Source organism: Paracoccus sp. TD-10 (genome assembly GCF_048270675.1).
GTDB classification, from domain to species: domain Bacteria; phylum Pseudomonadota; class Alphaproteobacteria; order Rhodobacterales; family Rhodobacteraceae; genus Paracoccus; species Paracoccus pantotrophus.
In genome coordinates this window covers 2162078-2184816 of the sequence record NZ_CP182418.1, presented here as the reverse complement: position 1 = coordinate 2184816, position 22739 = coordinate 2162078, and the positions used below count along the sequence as shown (strand labels likewise).

Annotated in this window: 23 protein-coding genes; 14 read left to right on the top strand and 9 right to left on the bottom strand. The window is 68.4% G+C overall.

From position 1 onward, the window contains the following. Positions 1–25 precede the first annotated feature (25 nt). Positions 26–643: an enoyl-CoA hydratase/isomerase family protein gene (locus tag ACNKFW_RS10845; protein WP_024842670.1), complete on the bottom strand. Its 618-nt coding sequence runs from the start codon at positions 641–643 to the stop codon at positions 26–28. Between the two features lie 86 nt (positions 644–729). On the opposite strand from ACNKFW_RS10845, the gene ACNKFW_RS10840 reads away from it, so the two are divergent. The 4 genes from ACNKFW_RS10840 to ACNKFW_RS10825 all read left to right on the top strand — a co-directional run bounded on the left by ACNKFW_RS10840 (position 730) and on the right by ACNKFW_RS10825 (position 5154). After that, on the top strand, positions 730–2292 hold the full coding sequence (locus ACNKFW_RS10840; protein WP_418024392.1) for a DUF2125 domain-containing protein: 1563 nt from the start codon (positions 730–732) through the stop codon (positions 2290–2292). A 97-nt stretch (positions 2293–2389) separates the two neighbouring features. Then, entirely contained in the window at positions 2390–3742 is a 1353-nt protein-coding gene (locus tag ACNKFW_RS10835) for a TldD/PmbA family protein (RefSeq protein ID WP_418024390.1), read from the top strand. Beyond that, entirely contained in the window at positions 3729–4550 is an 822-nt protein-coding gene (locus tag ACNKFW_RS10830; protein WP_418024388.1) for a 3'(2'),5'-bisphosphate nucleotidase CysQ, read from the top strand. Before ACNKFW_RS10835 ends, ACNKFW_RS10830 begins: the two co-directional genes overlap by 14 nt. Positions 4551–4608: 58 nt before the next feature. Next, positions 4609–5154, top strand: a complete 546-nt coding sequence (locus tag ACNKFW_RS10825) for a flavin reductase family protein (protein ID WP_418024386.1) — start codon at positions 4609–4611, stop codon at positions 5152–5154. A 6-nt stretch (positions 5155–5160) separates the two neighbouring features. On the opposite strand, the gene ACNKFW_RS10820 is transcribed toward ACNKFW_RS10825, so the two are convergent. From ACNKFW_RS10820 to ACNKFW_RS10800, 5 genes are all read right to left on the bottom strand, one after another. Further along, positions 5161–5637 carry a DUF2867 domain-containing protein gene (locus ACNKFW_RS10820; protein WP_418024385.1) on the bottom strand — a complete coding sequence of 159 codons (477 nt, stop codon included), beginning with the start codon at positions 5635–5637 and terminating at the stop codon, positions 5161–5163. 78 nt (positions 5638–5715) lie between these two features. Next, positions 5716–6366 carry a PqiC family protein gene (locus ACNKFW_RS10815; RefSeq protein ID WP_024842664.1) on the bottom strand — a complete coding sequence of 217 codons (651 nt, stop codon included), beginning with the start codon at positions 6364–6366 and terminating at the stop codon, positions 5716–5718. A 1-nt stretch (position 6367) separates the two neighbouring features. After that, positions 6368–8434: an intermembrane transport protein PqiB gene (locus ACNKFW_RS10810; RefSeq protein ID WP_024842663.1), complete on the bottom strand. Its 2067-nt coding sequence runs from the start codon at positions 8432–8434 to the stop codon at positions 6368–6370. Next, positions 8431–9090 (bottom strand): paraquat-inducible protein A, encoded by a 660-nt coding sequence (locus ACNKFW_RS10805; protein WP_418024382.1) that lies wholly within the window; start codon positions 9088–9090, stop codon positions 8431–8433. Before ACNKFW_RS10805 ends, ACNKFW_RS10810 begins: the two co-directional genes overlap by 4 nt. After that, positions 9087–9767 (bottom strand): paraquat-inducible protein A, encoded by a 681-nt coding sequence (locus tag ACNKFW_RS10800; protein ID WP_114669339.1) that lies wholly within the window; start codon positions 9765–9767, stop codon positions 9087–9089. Before ACNKFW_RS10800 ends, ACNKFW_RS10805 begins: the two co-directional genes overlap by 4 nt. Before the next feature lie 164 nt (positions 9768–9931). Here ACNKFW_RS10800 and ACNKFW_RS10795 point away from each other — a divergent pair, with 164 nt between their 5' ends. The 5 genes from ACNKFW_RS10795 (at position 9932) to ACNKFW_RS10775 (ending at position 15782) form a co-directional block, all read left to right on the top strand. Continuing rightward, a complete protein-coding gene (locus ACNKFW_RS10795) occupies positions 9932–10732 on the top strand; it encodes a flagellar motor protein MotB (RefSeq protein ID WP_418024380.1) in 801 nt (266 codons plus the stop codon). Between the two features lie 86 nt (positions 10733–10818). Further along, positions 10819–12159, top strand: a complete 1341-nt coding sequence (locus tag ACNKFW_RS10790; RefSeq protein WP_418024378.1) for a flagellar hook protein FlgE — start codon at positions 10819–10821, stop codon at positions 12157–12159. Between the two features lie 52 nt (positions 12160–12211). Further along, entirely contained in the window at positions 12212–13669 is a 1458-nt protein-coding gene (flgK, locus tag ACNKFW_RS10785; RefSeq protein WP_418024376.1) for a flagellar hook-associated protein FlgK, read from the top strand. Then, entirely contained in the window at positions 13666–14685 is a 1020-nt protein-coding gene (locus tag ACNKFW_RS10780; RefSeq protein WP_418024374.1) for a flagellin, read from the top strand. Before flgK ends, ACNKFW_RS10780 begins: the two co-directional genes overlap by 4 nt. Next, on the top strand, positions 14682–15782 hold the full coding sequence (locus ACNKFW_RS10775; protein WP_028709775.1) for a flagellar basal body P-ring protein FlgI: 1101 nt from the start codon (positions 14682–14684) through the stop codon (positions 15780–15782). The genes ACNKFW_RS10780 and ACNKFW_RS10775 overlap by 4 nt, the downstream gene beginning before the upstream one ends. A gap of 96 nt (positions 15783–15878) precedes the next feature. Here the strand turns inward: ACNKFW_RS10775 and ACNKFW_RS10770 are convergent, their stop codons facing one another. Continuing rightward, positions 15879–16529, bottom strand: a complete 651-nt coding sequence (locus tag ACNKFW_RS10770) for a carbonic anhydrase (RefSeq protein ID WP_024844046.1) — start codon at positions 16527–16529, stop codon at positions 15879–15881. 145 nt (positions 16530–16674) lie between these two features. Between ACNKFW_RS10770 and ACNKFW_RS10765 the strand changes: the two genes are divergently transcribed. From ACNKFW_RS10765 to ACNKFW_RS10745, 5 genes are all read left to right on the top strand, one after another. Continuing rightward, positions 16675–17052, top strand: coding sequence for a hypothetical protein (locus tag ACNKFW_RS10765; RefSeq protein WP_024844045.1), 378 nt, complete (start codon positions 16675–16677; stop codon positions 17050–17052). 72 nt (positions 17053–17124) lie between these two features. Beyond that, positions 17125–18522: a leucyl aminopeptidase family protein gene (locus ACNKFW_RS10760; protein WP_024844044.1), complete on the top strand. Its 1398-nt coding sequence runs from the start codon at positions 17125–17127 to the stop codon at positions 18520–18522. Continuing rightward, positions 18519–19370 (top strand): C40 family peptidase, encoded by an 852-nt coding sequence (locus ACNKFW_RS10755; RefSeq protein ID WP_024844043.1) that lies wholly within the window; start codon positions 18519–18521, stop codon positions 19368–19370. Before ACNKFW_RS10760 ends, ACNKFW_RS10755 begins: the two co-directional genes overlap by 4 nt. A gap of 24 nt (positions 19371–19394) precedes the next feature. After that, complete coding sequence (locus ACNKFW_RS10750; protein WP_024844042.1) at positions 19395–20450, top strand: saccharopine dehydrogenase; 1056 nt, start codon at positions 19395–19397, stop codon at positions 20448–20450. A gap of 67 nt (positions 20451–20517) precedes the next feature. Then, positions 20518–21705, top strand: a complete 1188-nt coding sequence (locus tag ACNKFW_RS10745; RefSeq protein ID WP_418024371.1) for a PQQ-dependent sugar dehydrogenase — start codon at positions 20518–20520, stop codon at positions 21703–21705. A gap of 182 nt (positions 21706–21887) precedes the next feature. Here the strand turns inward: ACNKFW_RS10745 and ACNKFW_RS10740 are convergent, their stop codons facing one another. Both ACNKFW_RS10740 and ACNKFW_RS10735 read right to left on the bottom strand, forming a co-directional pair. Next, the gene (locus tag ACNKFW_RS10740) at positions 21888–22259 is read right to left on the bottom strand and encodes a DUF3775 domain-containing protein (RefSeq protein ID WP_024844050.1); all 372 of its coding nucleotides are present in this window, start codon (positions 22257–22259) and stop codon (positions 21888–21890) included. A gap of 48 nt (positions 22260–22307) precedes the next feature. After that, positions 22308–22685: a hypothetical protein gene (locus ACNKFW_RS10735; RefSeq protein WP_418024369.1), complete on the bottom strand. Its 378-nt coding sequence runs from the start codon at positions 22683–22685 to the stop codon at positions 22308–22310. Between the last annotated feature and the right edge of the window lie 54 nt (positions 22686–22739).

The following is a 22739-nucleotide window of genomic DNA, read 5'->3' as shown; positions in this document are numbered from 1 at the left end:
GGCGCTGAACGCCGGGCGGGCGCCGTCAATCCAGCATCCGCTTGATCGCCGCGACATGGCCGGCATCGGCGGCGCAGGCGTCGGCGGCCAGCGCCGCGGCCTCGTCCAGCAGCGCCTCGGGCGCGACCAGCCGGTCGATCAGGCCCCAGGCCAGCGCCTCTTCGGCCGGGATCTTTTGCCCGGCCATCAGGATCATCTTGGCGCGCGCCGGCCCGACCAATGCGCGCAGGCGCAAGGGATCGCTGGGCTGGGGCAGGAAGCCCAGGCGCATGACCGGATAGAAGATTTTCGCACCCGGCACCGCCAGCCGCAGGTCGCAGGCCAGCACCATGCCCAGGGCGCCACCCGCCGCCGTGCCGTTCAGCGCGGCGATGGTCAGGCAAGGCATCGAGGCCACGCGGGACGACAGCCGCTCCCATTCCGGGGACAGGGCCAGCCCGGCGCGGGCCTCGTCCAGATCGGCCCCGGCGGAAAACACCGCGCCCTCGCCGGTCAGGATCACGGCGCGCAGGGCGGGCTCGGCGGCCAGCGCGTCGAAAGCGGCGGTCAGCCCGGCCAGCATGGCGCCGGTCAGCGAATTGGCCTTGGCCGGGCGCGCGATGGTGATGCGTCCGATCCCGCCGACGATTTCCCTGGTGATCATCATTCCCTCCTTGGACCCGCGCGCTGGCTGTGGCAAAAGCCGGATCGGTGTTTCTTATGCAATTCTCGCCGGAAAGGTGTTATGAAATGAACCTGCGACTGACAAGCTCGGCCCTGGCGCTGGCCGCGATGACGGCCCCGGCGCTTGCCGATGTGACTTCGGAACAGGTGTGGCAGTCCTGGGTCGATTACTACCAGTCGCTCGGTTACAGCGTGACCGAGGGCAAGCGCGACAAGGCCGGCGACACGCTGACGCTCAGCGACATCGCCATCAGCGGCGGCGTGCCCGACAGCCAGGTCAGCTTCAGCATTCCCCAGGTCACGCTGAGCGAGGGGGCCGACGGCACGGTCAAGACGGTCTTCGCCGACCGGATGACCGGCGAGGCGCATGGGACCGATCCCGACGGGCAAAGCTACAGCCTGCCCTTTACCGTGGACATGCCGGGCAATGCCATCGTCACCTCGGGCGCGCCCGAGGACATGACGCATGACTTCGACTATCCCGCGATGGACTTCACCCTGACCACGATCAAGAGGGGCGACAAGGAAACCCCGCTGCCGATCAAGGTGGGCGTGGCGGATTCGACCGGCACCTTCCACATCGTTGCCGGTGCACCGGCGAAATACGACTACGCGATGAAATCGGGCGCGATCACCTTCTCGGGCGACGTGGACAGCGAGGAAGGCGACAAGGTCAAGTTCGCGGGCAGCCTCGCCGATCTGGAAACCACCGGCGAGATGGCCGTCCCCTCCGGCATCAAGCTGGAAGAGGACATGAACGCCGCGCTGAAGGCCGGGCTTGCCATGAACGGGGTACTGAAATCCGGCGCCATGGCGGTCAGCTTCGACTTTGCCGGCACCGACGAAGGCGGCGAGGCCACCAGCGGCGCCGGCAAATACGACGGCAAGGGCTTCGAGCTGAGCTTCGGCCTGTCGCAGGACGGCATGACCTACCAGGCGGGCTCGGATGCCGGCAACTTCGAGCTGACCAGCAGCGACATGCCCTTCCCGATCAATTACGCCATCGAAAGCGGCAGCTTCGACATGCAGATGCCGGTGATGCAGTCGGATCAAGCGCAGCCCTTCAAGTTCGCCTATTCGCTGGCCGGGCTGACGCTGGGCGATGCGATCTGGAACCTGTTCGACGCGCAGGGCCAGCTGCCGCGCGACCCGGCCTCGCTGGACATCGACGTGACCGGGCAGATGAAGGTGACCAAGGACATCTTCGACCCGGCCAGCATGGCGCCTGCCGCGGACGAGGCCCCGGATGAGGCTGAGACCGACGGCGCCGAGGGCATGGAGGCTGCGGAAGCCGACCCGCAGCCCTTCGAGCCGGTCGAGGTCGCGATCAACCAGTTCGCGCTGGTCGCGCTTGGCGCCAAGGTGAATGCCGAGGGCGCGCTGAAGGCCCCGGAAAGCGGCGACATGACCACCCCGGTCGGCGAGGTCCATGCCCGCTACGAGGGCGTGAACGGCCTGATCGACAAGCTGGGCGCCATGGGCCTGATCCCCGAGGATCAGATCATGGGCGTGCGGATGATGATGGCCATGTTCGCCAAGCCGGTCGCTGAGGGTGAGGACAGGCTGGAAACCAGGCTCGAGTTCAAGGAAGACGGCTCGATCTTTGCCAACGGCCAGCAGATCAAGTAACCCCTCCGGGGCGCGGCGCCCGGCGCCCTGACGGATCGCATTGCGGGGGCCGGGCGTTGGTGCCGCGGCCCCCGTGTCCTATTCCAAGGTGAACCGCATGTCCGAATACCATCGACTCGAGGCTTTGGCGCAGCAGCTTCTGGCGGCGGCGCACAAGGCGGGCGCCGACCAGGCCGATGCCGTGGCGCTGGAGGCCGCCGCCGTCTCGGTCGATGTGCGCGCCGGGCATCTGGAACATGCCGAGCGCGCCGAGGGCGTCGAGATCGGGCTGCGCGTGCTGGTCGGCGGGCGGCAGGCCTGCGTCTCGGCTTCGGACCGCTCGGCCCGGACCATCGAGGAAATGGCGGTCCGCGCCGTCGCCATGGCGCGCGAGGCGCCGGTGGACGACACGCTGGGCCTGGCCGAGCCCGAGCAGCTGGCCCGCGACACCGACAGCGCCCGGCTGGACCTTTACGACCACGCGGCCGAGCCCACGCCAGAGCATTTGCGGGATCTGGCCTTGCGTGCCGAGGCGGCGGCGCTGGCGATCGAGGGCGTGTCGACGGTCGAATCCGCCGGTGCCAGCCATTCGCAGCGCCGCATGTGGCTGGCGGCGACGAACGGCTTCTCGGCCGGCTACGGGCGCAGCGGCCACAGCCTGTCCACCGTCGCGATCACCGGCGAGGGGCTGGGGATGGAGCGCGACTGGGCCGGCGAAAGCCGGGTCCATGCCGCCGACCTGCCCGCACCCGAAGAGATCGGCCGGCTGGCCGCCGAACGTACCGTCGCCCGGCGCGGCGCGCGCAAGCCGCCGACCGGCGCCTTCCCGATCCTCTATGACGAGCGCGTGGCCTCGGGGCTGATCGGCCACCTGGTCGCGGCGGTGAACGGCGCCTCGGTGGCGCGCGGCGCCAGCTGGCTGCGCGATGCGCTGGGGGAACAGGTGCTGCCCAGGGGGTTCGCGCTGCGCGAGGATCCGCACCGGCCGCGTTATGGCTCTTCGCGCCTGTTCGACGGCGAGGGGCTGGCGACCGCGCCGCGGCTGATCGTGGCCGATGGCGTGTTGCAGGGCTGGACGCTGGACCTGGCCACGGCGCGCAAGCTGGGCATGGACTCGACGGCCAATGCCATGCGCGGTGCCGGCAGCCCGCCCTCGCCCGGCGTGACCAACCTGGAGCTGACCCCGGGCGACAAGACGCGGGACGAGCTGATCCGCGAGATGGGGCGCGGCTTGGTCGTGACCTCGATGCTGGGCGCCTCGATCAACGGCACCACCGGGGATTATTCGCGCGGCGCCGGCGGCTTCTGGGTCGAGAACGGCGAGATCGCCCATGCCGTCAACGAATGCACCATCGCTGGCAACCTGCGCGACATGCTGCTGCGCCTGACCGCCGCCAATGACCTGCCCGACTGGCGCTCGATGCGCGTGCCCAGCCTTCTGGTCGAAGGGATGACCGTTGCCGGCGAGTGACCTTGCGCTTCTGGAACAGGCCGCGCATGAGGCGGGCGAGATCGCGCTGCGCTATTGGCGGCGCGAGCCGCGGGTCTGGGACAAGGGCGACGGCGCCGGCCCGGTGACCGAGGCCGACCTGGCCGTCAACGCGCATCTGGAGCGCCTGCTGCGCAGGGCTCGTCCCGATTACGGCTGGCTGAGCGAGGAAAGCGCCGACGACCCGGCCCGGCTTCAGGCCGAGCATTGCTTCATCATCGACCCGATCGACGGCACTCGCGCCTTCATCGACGGGCAGGTCGGATTTTCCCATGCGCTGGCGATCACCCGCGGCGACCGGGTGGTGGCGGGCGTGGTGCATCTGCCGGCGCAGCGCACCACCTATGCCGCCTCGGCCGATGGGCCGGCGCTGCGCGACGGCAAGCCCATTGCCCCCTCGGCGCAGGGGTTGCGCGGCGCCCGCGTGCTGACCAGCAAGGCGAGCCTCGATCCCGTGCATTGGCGGGGCGCGGCGCCGCCGGTCAAGCGCAGCTTCCGCCCCTCGCTGGCCTGGCGGCTGTGCCTGGTGGCGGACGGGCAGTTCGACGCCACGCTCTCCACACGCCCGGCCTGGGAATGGGACGTGGCGGCGGGCAGCCTGATCGCCGCCCGCGCCGGCTGCCTGGCCAGCGACCTGTCCGGCGCGCCGATGCGTTTCAACGCCGCCCGGCCGCTGACCGACGGGCTGGTGGTGGCGGCGCCGGCGCTGCACCGCCAGCTGATCGCCGCCATGACCCCGCGATTGGCGATGCCCAGCGGTCGGGTTGATGCGCCGCCGCCCGCCGACTAAGAAGGGGAAAAAGGCCGGAACCGCTCTGGCCATGTCCCGCAGATGACAGGGCCCGCGCATGAGCCGTCTTCCCCCCGCGACCCGCGACCGGCTGGCCGACGAGATCACCTTTCATCCCGCCAATGCCGAGGCGCGGCTGCTGCGCGAGGCGCTGGGGCGTTTCGTCACCGGCGTCACCGTGGTGACCACCACCGGGCCCGAGGGACCGCTGGGCATGACGGTGAACAGCTTCTCCAGCGTTTCGCTGGAGCCGCCGCTGGTGCTGTGGTGCCCGGCCCGCGCCTCGGCCCGGCACGCGGCCTTTGCCGGGGCGGCGGCCTGGTCGGTGCATGTGCTGGGCGCGGAACAGCTGGAGACCTGCCTGCGCTTCACCCGCGGTGGCCGGCAGTTCGAGGGGCTGGAGAGCGTGCTGACCCCCGAGGGCGTGCCGGTCATTCCCGGCGTCGCGGCGCGCTTCGACTGCATGGCCCATGCCGCGCATGAAGCGGGCGACCATTCGGTGCTGATCGGGCGGGTGCTGCGGGTCACGGTGGCAGGCCCGGGCGATCACCCGCTGGTCTTTGCCGCCGGCCGCTTCGGCCAGTTCGAGCCGGATGCCGGCTAGGCCGGGCTAGCCGCGCATCAGCCGGCGCAGCATGGCGCGCACGATCAGCCGATGCGCCGGCCCCACCACCAGCATATAGGCCCGGCCGAAGCGATTATGCGTCACCACCGAGGAGGTGATCGCCAGATCTGCCCCGTGGGTCGAGATGCAGGTCATCACGTCCAGATGCCGGTCGCGCTCGGTCAGCACCAGCAGGTCGGGCGCGATATGCTCGACCAGAAAGAAATCCAGCCGCTGACCGGCGCGCACGCTGTCGCTGGGCGCCTTGCCCAGCCCGCCGATGCGCCGCACGCCGAACCGCGCCGACACCGCGTCGCGAATGCGGAAGGCCAGGCCCAGCAGGGGCAAGGGGCGGCTGCGGATACGGTTCCATGCCTCCAGCGGGGTGATCGGCGCCGGCAGCAGCACCGTTTGCCGGTCGAGAAAGTCCAGCCGCCCGGGCGGCGCCAGCAGCGGCACCCCTTGGATCTGATCGGCCTGCATTTCACCTCCGCTGCCGGGATGGGCGCAGTCTAGGCGGGGGCGGGAAGGCGGAAAGCCGTCAAACTGTCGCAGCCGGGTTCAGCTGCCCTCCAGCGGCGGCAGCGGCTGCGAGAAGATGTCGTCGATCCGCGGCAGCGGTGCGGTGCTGGTGCGGATCGACCGGCCCGGCCCGGACAGCGTGGCGATCTGCCGGGCAAGCCGGGCGATGGCCTGCGACTGTGCGCGGGCGATGGCGGCGGGGTTCTGGTCGGCAAGCGGCACGGAAATGTCGAAGCCGCGCGCCTGGTTTGTGCCGCCCGCGCCCTCGTCAGCGACGAAATAGCGCCCGGTCAGGCGATAGCTGCCGTCGGCCTGGGCCAGCGCCTTTTCCACCCGCACCTCCAGCCGGCGACGCGGCGGTTCGGCCAGCGGCCATGGCTCGGCGATCACCGTGGCGCCCGAGAGATCCGAGATGCTGCGCGCCAGCGTCAGCGTGAAGGCGCGCTGCGGATCGTCGGCCCAGAGCTGTTTCGTGTTCGAGCGCACCGCCCCGTCCCCGGTCTGCCAGCTGACCTCACCGCCCGAGGCGTATTCCGGCAAGGACACGTCCTTCAGCTCCGCCGTGCCCAGCCGGTCGGGCACCCGTTCGCCCGTCATCGGCGGGTCGATCAGGTAGCGCGCGGTCTTTTCGCCGTTCGAGCAGGCGCCGAGCAGGGCGAGGCAGGCGGCGGAGGCAAGGATCAGGCGCATCTTATCGTCCCAGGATGAAGGCTTGCGGATTGCGTTCGATGGTCCGGGCCAGGCTGCCGAAGGCATTGGCGGCGCGGCGCATCTCGCGCATCAGGTTGATGGTCTCGTTGTTGAAGCTGGAGCGGTCGCCATAGGCGGCGATCACCGCATCGGCCCGCGCCGCCAGCGCCTCGAGCCGCGCGGAAAGCTGCGGCAGGCGTTTCGCCGCGTCCGAGACATCCTGCGCCGCCGTGCTGGCCGAGGCGAGCGCCGTGTTCAGGCTGCCCGCGGCATTGCCGTCGCGCAGGTCGTTGAGCAGGCCGGAGGCCGCCTTCAGCGTCTCGGACAGATCCCTGGGCAGCCGTTCGGCATCCTCGGTGCCCAGAAGCGCGCGCACGTCCCTGAGGATGCCCTCGGCCTCGGTGCCGATGGCGGCATAGTCCACCGCCTCGATCTTGACCGCGGCGGCGTCGATCTGGTCGACCATGGCCGGCACGTCGGCGGCGGCGAGCTTGACCGCCTCGGCCGCTGCCGCCGCCTCGTCCACCATGCGGCGCAGTTGGCCCACCGCGCCGGATTCGCGCAGCTCGGTGGTGACTTGCCGGATCTCGCCGGCGGCGGCCTGCGCGTCCTCCAGCGTGCCGCGCAGGGCGCCGGGGATGGCGCGGGTATCCTCGCTGCTGGCGATGGCGGTGACGCTGTTCATCATGTCGGTGACGGATTTCAGCGCCTCCTCGATCGGCAGGTTGCCGACGCGGGTCAGGAAGCCCTGTGCCGTCTCGGTGAAATCGGAGATCTCGCCGGGGACCGAGGGGATGAGCGGATAGGGATCGCCGGCGCGGTCCAGTTCGGCCGGCGTGGCATCGGGCAGTTCGACCAGCTCGACCTGCAGCGAAGTGCCGAAGAAACCGGCGCTGGCGACGCGCGCCCGCAGGCCGGCCCGGACCTGGCCGGCCAGGAAGTCCAGCGCCTGCTCGGGCGTGGTCTCGTCCGGCAGGCCCAGGCGGGCGGGGGTCAGGGCCAGCGTCACCTCTTGCTCGATATGCTCGCGCCCCTCGGCATCGGCGATCACGCGGGCGGCCAGATCGGTGACGCGGCCGACGGTCAAGCCCATGAACTGCACGTTGGCGCCGGTCTCCAGCCCCTTGACCGATTCGCCGATGCGCATGGTTAGCCGCAACGCCTGCGCCTCGTCGGCGAACAGGTTGGTGCGCGCCGTCGCCTCGTCGGGTTGCAGGGTAAAGACATGGCCGTCCTCGACCGGCCGCCCGCCCGAGGTCAGGGTGGCGAATTCCGCCCCGCCCTGCAGCACCGAGGCCAGCGAGTTCACGTTCAGCGACAGGCCCTGCGCCCCCAGCGATACCGAAAAGCCCGAGGTGTCCCAGAACACCGTGCTGGTGGTCAGCCGCGCGTCATGCGGCGCGGCGATGAAGACATCGGCCAGCACGCTTTCGTCGTCCTCGGACAGGCGCAGGTTCTGCATCTGCCCGACCGGCAGGCCGCGGAACATCACCGGCGCGCCCTCGGTCATGCCGCGCGAACGGTCGGTCGAAAGCACGATCCAGGTGCCCTTTTCGCCGAAGCTGGTCAGCGGCGGCCGGTCCAGCCCCTGGAAGCGGGTCTGCGGCTCGTCCGGCTTGTCGTCCCAGAAGCCCTCGACGAAGGCGCCGGTCAGCACGGTGTCCAGCCGCGAGATGCCCTGGGCCGAGACCTGGGGCCGCACGATCCAGAACTGCGATTCGCTGTCGATATAGGGGGCCAGATCCTTGTCCACCCGCATGTTCACCAGAACCTGCTGCAGATCCTCGGTGAAGCGCACCGATTCGACCTTGCCCACGGTGATCTCGCGGAATTTCAGCGCGGTTTCGCCCGGCGTGATCCCGGTCGCGTCCTTGAAGGCGACCGAGATCAGCGTGCCGCGTCCGGCGATCATGTTCCAGCCCACGCCCAGCGTCACCACCAGCGCCGCGATCGGCACCAGCCAGATCAGCGGCAGCCCGGTCCGCACGGCGCGGGCGGCGGGCTTGCGGACGGGTTCGGCGGGTTTCAGGGGGGCGTCGCTGCGCTCGGGCGAGGGCCTGTCGGTCATTCATGGTCCTTGCGGCTGCGCAGCGGAAGGCCGCGCCAGATCAATCTCGGGTCGAAGCTTTGCGCGGAAAGCATGGTGAAGGCAACCGACAGCGCAAAGGACACCGCGGCAGGCCCCGGATGGATCGAGGCGACGAAGCCCAGCTGCACCAGCGCCGACAGGATCGCCACCACGAAGACGTCGATCATCGACCAGCGGCCGATGAACTCGACCACCTCGTAAAGCGCCAGCCGCTTGTGCGCGGCCCTGACCGTCGCCGGCCGCCCCGCCACCAGCGCCAGCCAGGCGATGGCGACGAACTTGCCGACCGGCACCATGACCGAGGCGGCAAAGATCACCGCCGCGATGCCGTAATTGCCGTAATGCATCAGTTCGACCACGCCGCCCAGGATGGTGGATTCGCTGTTGCCGCGCAGCCCGCCGAAGGTCGAGGTCTTGAGCATCGGAAACAGGTTGGCCGGGATGTAGAAGATGAACCCCGCCGCCAGCCAGGCCCAGACCGCGTTCAGGCAGCGCCGGTCGGGCGGCACCAGCGCGCTGCCACAGCGGCGGCAGGTCGTCTCGGCCTCGGGCCAGGCCCGGCCGCAGCTGCGACAGCCGGCCAGCCCGGCGCGATGCGCGGTCAGCACCGGGGCGTCCTGGGCGGGCGCGCTCATGCCCGCGGCTCCGGCACGATCTCGCGCCCGTCGGTGGCCATGCCGGCATCCTCGATGGCGTCCCAGATCGTCGCGGCGCTGGTAAAGGCGTTGCTGGCGGCGTTGACCAGGATCAGCCCGCAAAAGGCCCAGAAGGCCGGGCCGAAGCTGATGTTGGCCAAGCCCCCCACCTTGACCAGCGCGATGGCGGTGCCGATGACGAAGATCTCGGCCATAGACCAGGGCCGCAGCACCTCGGACAGGCGAAAGGCCGGCACGGCATGGGCAAAGGGCCGGCGTTTCCGCGCCAGCGGCAGCAGCGTATAGACCAGAAGCAGCGCCCGCAGCACCGGCAGCCCCACGATCATGCCCAGCACCGCCACGGTCAGCGGCATCAGGGCGCCGTGCGAAAAGGCCAGCGCCACGCCGAAAAGCGAGGTCTGGTTGCCGAACCCCATGCGCGAGATTTCCAGGAACGGAAAGAACACCGCCCCCACCATCAGCACCAGCGAGGCAAAGGACAGCGCGATGATCCGGGTGAAGGCGCCGGCGCGCGGGCTGGCCAGCAAGGTGTTGCAGCGCAGGCAGCGCGCGGTCTCGCCCGGCTCCAGCTCGCGCTCGACATGCAGCGCGTCGCAGCGCGGGCAGGCGGTCAGCCCGGCGCCGGTGGAGAGGTCGTATTCGCCTTCGGTCTGCATCGGCACAGATTATCCGCGCACGGGGCCGGCGCAAGATGGCGCGGCTGCTCGCGGCTAGCCGGTCCCCGGCGGCGCCTGGGGGAAATAGGCGGCATTTGAGCGGTAACTGGTATTTGGCGGCGCGGCGCGAGACCTTTCCCGGCAGGCAACGAAAGGAATGGTTCATGGCCGGGAACGGTGGCGGCGCCCCGATCATCATCAAGAAGGTTCAGGGCGCGTGCGAAGCCGGGCATCACGGCGGCGCCTGGAAGGTCGCCTATGCCGATTTCGTCACGGCGATGATGGCGTTTTTCCTGCTCATGTGGCTGCTGAACGCCACCACCGAAAAGCAGCGGCAGGGGCTGGCGGAGTATTTCAACCCGACGCTGATCCATTCGACCCGCAGCGGCCATGACGGGCCCTTCGGGGGCGAGGTGCAGGATGCCGAAACCGATTCGGGCCAGGGCGCCGGCGCCTCGCGCGACACGCTGGCCGCGCAGGCGCGCGAAGGCCGGGAAGCGGGTTTCGAGGAGATGGCCCGCCACGTCCAGGACCAGCTGACCGGCAGCGGCGCGGAATCCATGCAAAAGGTCAATCTGCTGCGCCATGTCGTGACCCGCATGACGGACGAGGGGCTGGTGATCGAGTTGACCGACCTGATGGACGAGCCGCTTTTCGTCGGCGACAGCGCCCAGCCGACCCCGGCGATGAAGGAACTGGCCGGCATCCTTGCGGGTGTGTTGGGGCGCATCAGGAACGAGGTCGCGCTGACCGGCCATGTCCGCGCCTATCCCGAGATGCTGATCCAGTCGCCGGTCTGGGCGCTGTCGGACGCCCGTGCCCATGCCCTGCGCAACCTGCTCGAGGGCTCGGGCTTCGACAGCGCGCGCATCCAGCGCGTCACCGCCTTCGCCGACCGGCGCAACCGGTCGGTGAACCCGATGGACCCCAACAACAACCGGATCGAAGTGATTTTACTGAGATGACCGGCCGGGCCGGGATGCCGTTAGCGGCATGTTAACCCCCGGCCGGCAAACTCCACGCAGAACGACTCAGACAGGGTGACAACAGAATGTCGATTTCATCTGCCCTCAGTGCCGGGGTGTCCGGGCTTGCCGCCAATTCCACGCGCCTGGCCAATATTTCCGACAATATCGCGAATTCCGGCACCTATGGCTACAAGCGGGTGGATACCAGTTTCGAAAGCATGGTGATCAACCAGGGCCGCGGCGGCGGGCTTTATACGGCCGGCGGCGTCCGCGCCTCGACCAGCCGGCTGGTGGACCAGCGCGGCAACCTGGTTCCCACCGCGCATCCGATGGACATCGCGATTTCCGGGCGCGGCATGCTGCCCGTGATCCATGCCGCCGCCCTGGCCTCGGGACCGGGCACGCAGCGCGAACTGGTGATGACGACGACCGGTTCGTTCCGCACCGACGACCAGGGGTATCTTCGCACCGGTTCGGGGCTGGTGCTGATGGGCTGGCCGGCCAATGCCGACGGCACGATTTCCAGCCAGCCGCGCGATTCTGCGACCGGCTTGCAGCCGATCCTGATCAATCCCAGCCAGACCGCGGCCGACCCGACGACGCGGATCAACCTGCGCGTGAACCTGCCCGCCGACGACGCGGTCGCCGGCGCGGCCGGCGATGCCTGGGAAATGGAGGTCGAATATTTCGGCAACCTCGGCAATTCCGAAAGGATGGCGGTCAGCTTCACGCCCGAGGTGGCGGGCGCGGCCGGGACTCGCACGAACCGCTGGACGATGGAGATCCGCGATTCGGCCATCATCGACGATCCGGCTACCCCCGCCGACGACTCGCTGATCGGCGTCTACACGCTGGAGTTCCAGGGCGGCCAGTCCGGCGGCGGCACGCTTGCGGGCGTGACGACGGTCACGGGCGGCGCCTACAGCGCGGCAACCGGGCTTCTCACCGTCCCCGGCGCGAACGGACCGATGACCATCAACCTGGGCCGATATGGCGACAGCCAGGGGATCACCCAGCTCAGCGCCGGCTTCTCGCCGGCCAATGTGACCAAGAACGGCTCGCCTGTCGGGAACCTGACCGCGCTGGAGATCGACGAAAGTGGCCATCTTCGCGCCACCTATGACACCGGTTTCACGCGGACCCTGTATCAGGTGCCGCTGGTGGGTGTTCCCAATCCGAACGGTCTGATCGCGATGGACAACCAGACCTACAAGATCTCGCCCCAATCCGGTGCGTTCTACCTGTGGGATGCCGGCGACGGTCCGACTGGCGCGATCGCCGGCTATGCGCGTGAGGCATCGACCACCGATGTCGCGGCCGAGTTGACCGATCTGATCCAGACCCAGCGCGCCTATACCTCGAACGCCAAGGTCATCCAGACCGTCGACGAGATGCTGCAGGAAACCGCCAATCTCAAGCGCTGACATTGGCCGGCGTGCTTCAGCCTGTCCCGCGCTCGGAAAACGGAGTTTGTAAATGAGCCTTTCATCCGCCATCTCCAATGCCGTTTCAGGGCTGACCGCGGCTTCGCGGGGCACGGAAGTCGTGTCCTCCAACATTGCGAACGCGCTGACGCCCGGCTACGGGCGCAGAGAGCTCGACCTGTCCTCGCGCCTGGCAGAACGCGGTGGCGGCGTGAGCATCGATGGCGTCAGCCGAACGGTCACGGCGGGGCTGATCGCCGACAATCGCCTGGCTCTGGCGGATGTCGGTTCAACCCGGACCGTGGCGGCCTTCCACGCCACCATGGAACAGGCCTTCGGCACCGGGACCGAGGCATCCTCGCTGGTCCAAACTCTCACCGACTTCGAATCCGCGCTGACCCGTGCGGCCGCAAGGCCCGACAGCGAAGCACGGCTGGCGACGGTGCTGGATACGGCCACGGTCCTGGCAAACAAGGTCAACGGCATTTCCGCCACCATCCAGGCCGAGCGTGGCAAGGCGGAACAGGCCATCAAGAATGACGTTTCGCGGTTGAACACCGCGCTTGAACAGGTGGCGAAACTGAATGCGCAGATCGTCACCGTAACCGCGCAGGGCAAGGATGCCTCGTCGCTGATGGACGCGCGACAGGCGATCATAGACAGCGTATCGGATATCGTGCCTATCAAGGAGGTATCGCGTGAAAATGGCCGGGTTGCCCTGTTCACATCCGGCGGCGCCATCCTGCTGGACGGCACCGAGCCGGCCAGGATCGGCTTCGACGCCGTCTCCGGCATCACTGCCGATATGACCGCGGCCAGCGGCGCGCTTTCTGCGCTGACGCTGAACGGCAAGCCACTTGGCGACCCGCAGAAAACCATGTGGAACGGCGGCAGTCTGGAAGCGAATTTTGTCATTCGCGACCAGATTGCCCCGGCTTACCAGCAGCAGATCGACGCTTTCGCCCGCGATCTATACGACAGGTTGTCCGATCCGGCGATCGACCCTTCCCTGAATCCAGGCGACCCAGGGCTGTTCACGGATTCCCAGGGCGCTTTCAGCTCTGCCGATGAAACCGGCTTCGCCAGCCGCATTGCGGTTAACCGGGCGGCAAACCCCGAAACGGGCGGACAACTTTGGCGGATCCGCGCGGGTATAAATGCGATCGACCCCGGCAGTTCGGGAGAAAGCGCGCTGCTTGATCGGCTCGGTATGGCAATTTCGACCACGCGTTCGCCGGCTTCGGCCAGCTTGTCCGACGCACCACGCGGCCTGCAGGGCCTTTCGGCAGACCTGTCTTCGGCTGTTGCAACGAATCGTATCCGAGCCGAAGCCAGCGCCATGCAAAGCAGCTCGCGTCAATCTGGTCTCCAATCGGCCCTTCTGGCGGAGGGGGTGGACAGCGACAAGGAAATGGAAAGCCTGCTCGCTTTGGAGCGTGCCTACGCCGCCAATGCCAAGGTCTTTCAGACCGCAAATGACATGCTGGATACTATCCTGAGGCTGACATGACCGCTTTTCATTCCATCGGCGATCTTTCCCGTTCCTATCAACTCCGCCTTGGGCAGCAGGGGCTGAAAGCCAGGCTGGACCGGCTGACCCAGGAAATGATGACCGGGGACAAATCGGATATTCCCAAGACGCTGGGCGGGGATCTGTCGGGGATCTCGCATATCGAATCCCGACTGAAGCTGCTGACCACGTTCCAGCAAAACGCATCGGAAGCGCAAACCCGGCTGGCCGGCATGCAGGCCGCGCTCGGGCAGATCCACGATGTCGTGGACGATCTCGGCCCCCGGTTGCTGACGGAGCCCAATATTCTGGACGAGCATGACCTGAGGGCGCGTGCCGACAGCATCAAGCGGGATTTCCAGTCTATGCTTGCTACCCTGAACACCACCAGCGTCGGGCAACATCTTTTTGCAGGCAACCGGACCGACGGTCCGGCACTGGCCGGTTTTGAAACGATCCTCGCGGAGCTGAATACCGCGGTCTCTGGCGCGACCACGGCGGCGGCTATCGCAAACCGTATCGACGCATGGTTCGCTGCGCCACAGGGGGCTGGGGGCTTTTCCGACACGGTCTACCGGGGTAGCGATAACGGCAGTACCCGGTTCTTGATTTCGCCCGATCATCGGATCGACAGCAATCTTTCGGCCAATTCGGTGGAACTGCGCGACACGCTCAAGGGAATGGCCATGATCGCCTATGCTTCGGAAGCCGGGCCGGCAATGGACGCAAAGACCTTGCGCGATCTTTTCTCCGAAGCCGGGGTCCGACTGGCCAAGGCAACGATCGGATTGACTGCTGCCCGCGCCGATCTGGGCCAACAACAAGCCGCCGTCACCCAGGCGCAGGCCAGAAACTCGGCCGAAACAACAACGCTATCCATCGCGCGCACGAACATGATCGGTGCCGACCCCGCTGAGACCGCCACTGCCTTGGAGGAAACAGAAGCAAAGATTCAAAGTCTCTATGCCATCACGGTTCGGCTTTCCCGTCTCAGCCTCGCGGACTACCTGTCATGAGGTTTTTATGCCTTCTGCTGATCCTGTTCGGCCTTGCCGCTCCCGGACTCGCAGCGCCGGTCCGGATCAAGGATCTGGCTAATATCGACGGCGTCCGGGGCAACGATCTGGTCGGTTATGGCCTTGTCGTCGGTCTGAGCGGTTCGGGCGACAGCTTGCGAAACTCGCCTTTTACCGAAGAGATCATGGCCGGATTGCTGGAACGACTGGGCGTTAATGTCACTGACGAAGCATTCCGGCCCAAGAACGTGGCGGCGGTGATCGTCACAGCGACCCTGCCGCCCTTTGCGCGTGCCGGTTCGCAGATCGATGTCAGCGTGGCCGCGATAGGCGATGCGAAAAGCCTGCTGGGTGGCACATTGGTCATGACGCCGCTGAGCGCGGCAGACGGCGAAATATACGCCGTAGCGCAAGGCTCGGTTCTGGCTGGAGGAACGGAAGCCTCCGGTGCAGCCGCCTCGGTCGTCCAAGGCGTGCCGACAACAGGAACCATCCCCTCGGGCGCGCGGGTGGAGCGGGAGGTGGCCTTCGATTTCTCGCAGATGACAAACCTGCGCCTGGCGTTGAGGAATCCCGATTTCACCACAGCAGCCCGCGTGGAGGCTGCGATCAATCGCACGCTGGGACGTGGACTGGCCGAGCTTGTCGATTCGGGAACCATCGTGATCGACTCGACCGTTTTGGGCCGGGTCAACCCGGCGCGGCTTATGGGACAGATCGAGAATATCACCGTCGAGCCCGAGACAGCCGCTCGCGTCGTCATCGATCACAAATCTGGCACTATTGTCATGGGCGAGGATGTGCGCATCTCGCGGGTGGCGGTTTCCCAGGGCAACCTGACCCTGCGGGTGCGGGAAACACCTGTCGTGTCGCAGCCGAATCCCTTCTCTCCGGGAGAAACCGTGGTTCTGCCCAGGACGCAGGCCGAAATCACCCAGGAACCGGGGATCGGCTTTGCCGAAATATCCGGTGAATCATCCTTGTCCGAGGTGGTCGCGGGGCTCAACGCCCTGGGCATCAGGCCCCGCGACATGATTGATATCTTGAAGGCGGTTCATGCCGCTGGGGCGCTGCATGCCGAATTCATCGTGAACTGAACCGGAACAACCACTCGGCGCAGGGCCTTTGCGCTTCCGAGGCCGGACTTTCCCGGCCGCATCTGCAACCGGCCGATGTCGGTGCGGCGGGCGGACTCAGATGACCGGCGTGAATCCCCCAGCCTGATGATCGTATTGTTCCAGCGTTCCCTCGGCGATGTCGTGCAAGACTCCGTGCAAGGACAGGTTCCCTGATTCGACTGCGGTTTTCACAAAGGGAAAGGTCATCAGGTTTTCAAGCGAAACCAGGACGGCCTGCCGTTCGAGCCCGCGAATCTGCTGTTCGGGCGGCAGCGTCGCCACGCGCTCGTAACCCGGTCGCAGGATGTCCATCCAGCGGCCGACAAAGCTGGATTTTTCCTCGAGCTCGGGCGCATGGCCGGAACACATGGCATGGCATCCCTGCACGCCGCCGCAATTGGTGTGTCCCACCACGACCACATGGGCGACCTTGAGCGTGTTCACCGCATATTCGACCGCGGCCGAGGTGCCATGCTGCTCGCCGTCCGGCGCATAGGGCGGAACCAGATTCGCGATGTTGCGGTGAATGAAGAACTCACCTGTATCCGCCCCGAAGATCGAGGTCACATGAACGCGCGAATCGCAACAGGCGATGACCATGGCGCGGGGATGCTGGCCGTCCTCGGCCAGGCGGCGATACCAGACACGATTTTCGACAAAGGCTGTGGCGCGCCAGCCGTGGTAGCGCTGGACCAGATACAGCGGCAGTGGACGTGCTTCTTTCATTCCTATCCTCATCTACCGATCGCAAGAGTGATAGCGGCTGAACCGATAAAGTTCGAGTGGTTTAGCGCGCGCTGCATAACCTTTTCTTGATGGATTGGTGCCAGCTTGCGCCTCGGCGCGACAGAAAGCCCAGATGGGAGCGGGAATGACGAAGATTGCAGTTCTGAGCATGGACGAGACCGTTCGGATCGACGTGCAAAGGCTTGAACAGATCGTTCGTGAACTGGGGGAACCCGCGGCGGGCCGGATTATCGGTGCGGCGCTGGAACAGCTTGCGCTTGCGCTCGGCCGCACGGTGGCAGCCTCGCAGCGGGGCGACCTGGGGGTCGTCGTCGCCAACGCCGACCAGCTTTCGCGATTGGCTTGGCAGGTCGGGCTCGTCACCCTGGCCGGTGTCGCCATAGATGTCGGCGCTTGCGCGGAACGCCAGGACGATCCGGCGCTTGCTGCCACCACCCGCAGGCTTGAGCGGATCGGCAACCGGTCGTTGACCCAGCTGTGGGATTCGCCGGAATCCCCTTGAACGAACGCGCCCTTGCAGCCCTTGGCCGGGGCGTTAGGGTGCCGCAAAGGACAGAAGGTCACGAAAATGCCGATGATACCCCGATTTGCCGATCCCGATGCCCCCTCGCTTCCGCTTTGGCTGGTCCGGTCGGGCGATGCCGGGCCGGATCTGCCCCCCGACATCGGCCCCCTGGCCGCGACCTGGGCCAAGGCGCAGGGTTTTGCGGCCAAGCCCGGCCAGGTTTGCCTGCTTCCCTTGCCGGATGGCGGGCTTGGCGGCGCGCTGTTCGGCCTTGGCCCCCAGCCCGCGGATCGCCCCGCGCGCGAACGCTTTGCGCTGGCGCGGGCGGCCGAGGTGCTGCCTGCCGGCAATTGGCATCTGGCGAATTTCCCCCAGGATTTCGATCTGGGCCTGGGCGCCCTGGGCTGGCTTTTCGCGCAGTATCGCTTTGACCGCTACAAGCGGATCGAGGCGCCCGGCGCCCGCCTTGTCTGTCCCGAGGGGCTGGACCGCGACCGGCTGATCGCCATGGCCGCGGGCGAGTATCTGGCGCGCGACCTGATCAACACCCCGGCCTCGGACATGGGGCCGGGCGAGCTGGAACAGGCGGCCCGCGACCTGGCCCTGCGGCATGGCGCCGGGATCGAGGTGATTGGCGGCGACGATCTGATCACTCGCAACTTTCCCATGATCCACGCCGTCGGCCGGGCCGGCGCGCAGCCCCCGCGGCTGATCGACATCCGCTTTCCGGGCGAGGGGCCGCGGCTGACGCTGGTCGGCAAGGGGGTCTGTTTCGATACCGGCGGGCTGGACATCAAGCCGGCCGCCTCGATGGCGCTGATGAAGAAGGACATGGGCGGCGCGGCCAATGTGCTGGGCCTGGCCGAGACCCTGGCCCGGCTGGGCCTGCATCGCGACATGCGGCTGCGCATTCTGATCCCGGCGGTGGAAAACGCCATTTCTGCCAATGCTTTCCGCCCCGGCGACATCCTGATCAGCCGCAAGGGCCTGACGGTCGAGGTCAACAATACCGATGCCGAGGGCCGGCTGGTGCTGGCCGATGCGCTGGCGCTGGCGGAGGAGGAGGCGCCGGAGTTGCTGGTGTCGATGGCGACGCTGACCGGCGCCGCCCGCGTGGCGCTTGGCCCCGAACTGCCGCCCTTCTTCTGCGACGACGACGCGCTGGCGGCCGCGATCCAGGGCGCTGGCCGGGCCCATGGCGACCCGGTCTGGCGCCTGCCCTTCTGGGAACCCTATGAGGCGATGATCGAGCCGGCCATCGCTGATCTGGACAATGCACCCTCGGGCGGGTTTGCCGGGGCGATCACTGCTGCGCTGTTCCTGCGCCGCTTTGCCGGTCGGGCGCGGGCCTATGCGCATTTCGACATCTATGGCTGGCAGCCAAGCGCCGCGCCTGGCCGGCCCAAGGGCGGGGCGGGCCAGGCCATGCGCGCCATCCTGCACGCCCTGCCGGAAATCCTGCGATGACCGCGCCTGCCGACCGCCGGCTGACCCCGGCGACCGAGCGGGTCGCGCTGGAATCCCTGCGCGGCATCCTGGAGCGTCCGGCCTATACGCCCGGGCAGCCGATGCGGTTGGCCGCGCCGCTGGCCGATCTGTGCCGCGCGCCCTGCGGCGCCCGCGACCGCCAGCTGAATTTCGGCGCCGACCTGGTGCAGCTGGAACAGGCCGAGGGCTGGGCCTTCGTGCAGGCGGCGGCCGACGGCTATTGCGGCTGGGTCCGGGCCGAGGGGTTGAGCCGGCAGATGCCGGCCATCACCCACCGGGTCAGCGCCCCGGCCACCCATGTCTATGCCGAGCCGGACATGAAAACCCCCGAGCAGATGCGGCTGTCGCTGGGCGCGCGGCTGACGGTCGTCGCCATGCGGGACGGCTTCGCCCGGCTGGCGCAGGGCGGCTGGGTGCCGGCGCAGCATATCTCGGACCGGGCCGAGCGCGACCCCGCCGCGGTGGCCGAGCGTTTCCTGGGCACGCCCTATCTGTGGGGGGGCAACAGCCGCTGCGGCATCGACTGCTCGGGCCTGGCGCAGGCTGCGCTGGCGGCCTGCGCCGTGCCCTGTCCCGGCGACAGCGACATGCAGGAAGCCGCTTTTCCCCCGGCCGACGGCGCGATCCGCCGCAACGACCTGCTGTTCTGGCCCGGTCACGTCGCCCTGGCGCTGGACGGCGAGCGCATGATCCATGCCACCGCCTTCGCCATGGCGGTGATCGTCGAGCCCATAGCCCAGGCCGTCACCCGCATCGACGCGGCCGGACAGGGACCGTTCCGCGGCGCCAGGCGGCCCTCGCTTGCCGTACAGGCGCCATTTCCCTAGCCTCGACCGGAAAGGAGGGTGCGTATGGTTCATCTCTGGGTCCGCGCGGAAAGCCGCGCCAATGAACAGCGGGTCGGCATCACCCCGGCAGGCGTGGGCGAGTTGATCGCGCAGGGCTTTCGCGTCACGGTCGAGGAAAGCCCGCATCGTGTCCTGCCCGTCGCCGATTATGCCGCGGCCGGGGCCGAGATCGCGCCCGCGGCTTCATGGCCCGGCGCCCCGGCCGAGGCCATCGTCTTTGGCCTCAAGGAACTGCCCGAGGACGGCACGCCCCTGGCGCATCGCCACATCATGTTCGGCCATGCCTACAAGGGCCAGCCGGCCGGGCTGGCGCTGCTGCGCCGGTTTCGCGACGGCGGCGGCGCGCTCTATGACCTGGAATACCTGACCGACGAAAGCGGCCGGCGGCTGGCGGCCTTCGGCTATTGGGCCGGTTTCGCCGGGGCAGCGGTCTCGCTGAAGGCCTGGGCGGCGCAGCGGCGCGGCAGCCTCTGCGGGCCGGTCGCCGCCTGGCCCTCGCAAGAGGCGATGCTGGACGAGCTGCGGGCCGAGCTGGACGCGACCGGCGCGCCGCGGCCGCATGCCATCGTGGTGGGCGCGCTGGGGAGGGTGGGCAGCGGCGCTTCGGACCTGCTGGGCCGCATGGGGGTGCGGGTCACGAAATGGGACATGGCCGAGACGGCCGGCGGCGGCCCCTTCCCCGAGATCCTGGCGCATGAGCTGTTCGTCAATTGCATCCTGGCCGGGCCGCAGACCCCGGTTCTGGTGCCGCCCGAGGCGGTCGGGCCCGGCCGGGCGCTGACGGTGATCGGTGACGTCGCCTGCGATCCCTCCAGCGATTTCAACCCGGTCAAGGTCTATGATCGCGCGACCGACTGGCACCGGCCGGTGGTCCGTGTCGCCGCGCACCCGCCGCTGGACGTGATGGCGATCGACAACCTGCCCTCGCTCTTGCCGCGCGAAAGCGCGCTGGATTATGCCGGGCAGCTGTTGCCGGTTCTGAAGCGCCTCGACCGCATCGACGAGGGGGCTTGGGGCAGGGCAGCGGCGCTGTTCCGGGACCATCTGACCGCGCCTTGACCCCGGCCGGGAACGCAAGCGGCGGCCGGGACGTTGGGCCGCAAACCCCAGTCAGACGGATGCGACCATGATGACGCGACCCGCCGCCATTGCCGCCAGCCTTGCCCTGTGCCTTGCCGCCCCGCCGGCGCTGGCCGAGCTGAACGACCGCCCGCCGAATGCCAGCGGGCAGAGCCCGGCCTTTCCGGGCCAGACCCGCGCCCCCGAGATCCGCCAGCAGATCCCCATGGCCCGGACCCCCTTGATCCGCGGGCTCAGCAATCCCTGGGGCATGGCGCTTTTGCCCGATGGCGGCCTGCTGATCACCGAACGCACCGGCACGCTGCGGCTGTACCGTGATGGCCAGCTGTCCCAGCCGATCCAGGGCATGCCCGAGGCCGATGCCCGCGGCCAGGGCGGGCTTCTGGACGTGGCGGTGGCCCCGGATTTCGACCGGACGCGGCAGGTCTGGTTCAGCTTTTCCGAGCCGCGCGGCAATGGCCGCAACGCCACCGCGGTCGGCACCGGTCGGCTGTCGGCCGATGGCACCGCGCTGGAAGAGATGCGGGTGATCTTCCGGCAGGAGCCGGCCTGGGATTCGACCCTGCATTTCGGCTCGCGCCTGGTCTTCGACCGGCAGGGCCAGCTGTTTGTCACCACCGGCGAACGCTCGCGCCCCGAGCCGCGGCAACTGGCGCAGGATCTGGGCACGCATCTGGGCAAGGTGCTGCGCATCGACCCCGTCACCGGTAGCCCCGCGCCCGGCAACCCGTTCAGAGACGGGCAGGCCCGGCCCGAAATCTGGTCCTGGGGCCATCGCAACATCCAGGCGGCGGCCTTGGACGGGCAGGGCCGGCTATGGACCGTCGAACACGGGCCGCAGGGCGGCGACGAGCTCAACCTGCCGCAGGCCGGGCGCAACTATGGCTGGCCGGTGATCACCTATGGTCAGGATTACAGCGGCGCCCCAATCGGCCAGGGCATCACCCAGCGCGAGGGGATGGAGCAGCCGGTCTATTACTGGGATCCGGTGATCGCGCCCAGCGGCATGCTGTTCTATCAGGGTGCCATGTTCCCGGAACTGCAAGGCGACGCGCTGATCGGCGGCTTGCAGGCCGGCGCGGTGGTGCGGCTGCGCATCGAGGGCGACCGCGTGACCGGAGAGCAGCGCCTGCTGGAAGGCATCGGCCGGGTGCGCGACATCGAACTGGCGCCGGACGGGGCGCTGCTGGTCCTGACCGATGCGGGCGAACTGATCCGGCTGGCGCGGGACTGACGGCGGGCGCGCCTTCGCAACCTGGCCAGGGCCCAGGCGCCCGATTGCCGGGCGGGGCGGCGACCGCCGGTCCCGGTCATGCGGCCGGACCGGGGCCGGGGAACCTGCGACCGCTTTCGCAGTCCTTGGCCGTCGCTGGTGTGGTGCGGAATCGCCGCTGTTCCTTGCCAGGGACCGGATGGCTAGACCGGGCGCTGCAACGCGTCCTCGGCATCTTCGGGCGAGATGCCAAGCGCCTCCATCCCGGCTTCCAGATAATCGGCCAGCTGCGGCTCGCCCATCAGGTAGTCCTCGGTGGGGGTACTGCGCTCGGCCTTGGCGGTCTCGATCGCCTCGTCCAGATCCTCGGGGCCGAAGGTGTCGCGGCCGATCCACATCACCGCGACCAGGCTGGCCTGCTCGTCCTCGTTCAGGCTGGCGATGAACTCGGCCAGTTCGGTCTGCGTGCCATGGCCCTTGCGATGCCCGCTATGCGCCCAGGGGTTGATGCCGCTGTCGTATTCGCGGGCGCGGATGATGACATGGGCGATCTTTTCGGGGCTGATTTCCAGCATGGCGGCACCTCCGGGACTATCCATTTGTCGCCCCGAGCGGCGCCGGGGTCAATCGGGATCGAAGCGATGGCTGAAGCGGGCGATGCCCTCGGCCGCGGGGCATGCGACGATGCCGGCCGTCTCGGCGTCCTTGGCCGCGCGCCAATCGCCATGGTCCGGGCGGTTCTCATGCGGCAGCCGGTGCGGGGAAAAGCCCAAGCGGGCCTCAAGCCGGGGCAGGTCGGCACTGAGATGTTCGAGCTTCGGGTAGGGCGCCGGGGATTCGCCCTGCGGTCCGGTCAGGTAAGGCCGCGTCGGGATCGACAGCCGCGCCTGCGTCATCGGGTCGCGCAGGAAATCGGCAAAGCCCGCCGCCTCGGCCGGCCGCACCGAGAGGGGCGCAAAGCCCCGCCCGCCCAGCCAGGAATGATCGCTCGGCGCCTGCACCCAGGGGGGGGCCGCACCAGGGTAAAGACCAGGCAATCCGCCAGGGCGGCTGGA

Excerpts from the sequence above, each read along its gene's own strand:
- ACNKFW_RS10845 (WP_024842670.1), bottom strand. The coding sequence starts at position 643 with ATGATCACCAGGGAAATCGTCGGCGGGATCGGACGCATCACCATCGCG.
- ACNKFW_RS10840 (WP_418024392.1), top strand. The coding sequence starts at position 730 with ATGAACCTGCGACTGACAAGCTCGGCCCTGGCGCTGGCCGCGATGACG.
- ACNKFW_RS10835 (WP_418024390.1), top strand. The coding sequence starts at position 2,390 with ATGTCCGAATACCATCGACTCGAGGCTTTGGCGCAGCAGCTTCTGGCG.
- ACNKFW_RS10825 (WP_418024386.1), top strand. The coding sequence starts at position 4,609 with ATGAGCCGTCTTCCCCCCGCGACCCGCGACCGGCTGGCCGACGAGATC.
- ACNKFW_RS10820 (WP_418024385.1), bottom strand. The coding sequence starts at position 5,637 with ATGCAGGCCGATCAGATCCAAGGGGTGCCGCTGCTGGCGCCGCCCGGG.
- ACNKFW_RS10815 (WP_024842664.1), bottom strand. The coding sequence starts at position 6,366 with ATGCGCCTGATCCTTGCCTCCGCCGCCTGCCTCGCCCTGCTCGGCGCC.
- ACNKFW_RS10810 (WP_024842663.1), bottom strand. The coding sequence starts at position 8,434 with ATGACCGACAGGCCCTCGCCCGAGCGCAGCGACGCCCCCCTGAAACCC.
- ACNKFW_RS10805 (WP_418024382.1), bottom strand. The coding sequence starts at position 9,090 with ATGAGCGCGCCCGCCCAGGACGCCCCGGTGCTGACCGCGCATCGCGCC.
- ACNKFW_RS10800 (WP_114669339.1), bottom strand. The coding sequence starts at position 9,767 with ATGCAGACCGAAGGCGAATACGACCTCTCCACCGGCGCCGGGCTGACC.
- ACNKFW_RS10795 (WP_418024380.1), top strand. The coding sequence starts at position 9,932 with ATGGCCGGGAACGGTGGCGGCGCCCCGATCATCATCAAGAAGGTTCAG.
- ACNKFW_RS10790 (WP_418024378.1), top strand. The coding sequence starts at position 10,819 with ATGTCGATTTCATCTGCCCTCAGTGCCGGGGTGTCCGGGCTTGCCGCC.
- flgK (WP_418024376.1), top strand. The coding sequence starts at position 12,212 with ATGAGCCTTTCATCCGCCATCTCCAATGCCGTTTCAGGGCTGACCGCG.
- ACNKFW_RS10780 (WP_418024374.1), top strand. The coding sequence starts at position 13,666 with ATGACCGCTTTTCATTCCATCGGCGATCTTTCCCGTTCCTATCAACTC.
- ACNKFW_RS10775 (WP_028709775.1), top strand. The coding sequence starts at position 14,682 with ATGAGGTTTTTATGCCTTCTGCTGATCCTGTTCGGCCTTGCCGCTCCC.
- ACNKFW_RS10770 (WP_024844046.1), bottom strand. The coding sequence starts at position 16,529 with ATGAAAGAAGCACGTCCACTGCCGCTGTATCTGGTCCAGCGCTACCAC.
- ACNKFW_RS10765 (WP_024844045.1), top strand. The coding sequence starts at position 16,675 with ATGACGAAGATTGCAGTTCTGAGCATGGACGAGACCGTTCGGATCGAC.
- ACNKFW_RS10760 (WP_024844044.1), top strand. The coding sequence starts at position 17,125 with ATGATACCCCGATTTGCCGATCCCGATGCCCCCTCGCTTCCGCTTTGG.
- ACNKFW_RS10755 (WP_024844043.1), top strand. The coding sequence starts at position 18,519 with ATGACCGCGCCTGCCGACCGCCGGCTGACCCCGGCGACCGAGCGGGTC.
- ACNKFW_RS10750 (WP_024844042.1), top strand. The coding sequence starts at position 19,395 with ATGGTTCATCTCTGGGTCCGCGCGGAAAGCCGCGCCAATGAACAGCGG.
- ACNKFW_RS10745 (WP_418024371.1), top strand. The coding sequence starts at position 20,518 with ATGATGACGCGACCCGCCGCCATTGCCGCCAGCCTTGCCCTGTGCCTT.
- ACNKFW_RS10740 (WP_024844050.1), bottom strand. The coding sequence starts at position 22,259 with ATGCTGGAAATCAGCCCCGAAAAGATCGCCCATGTCATCATCCGCGCC.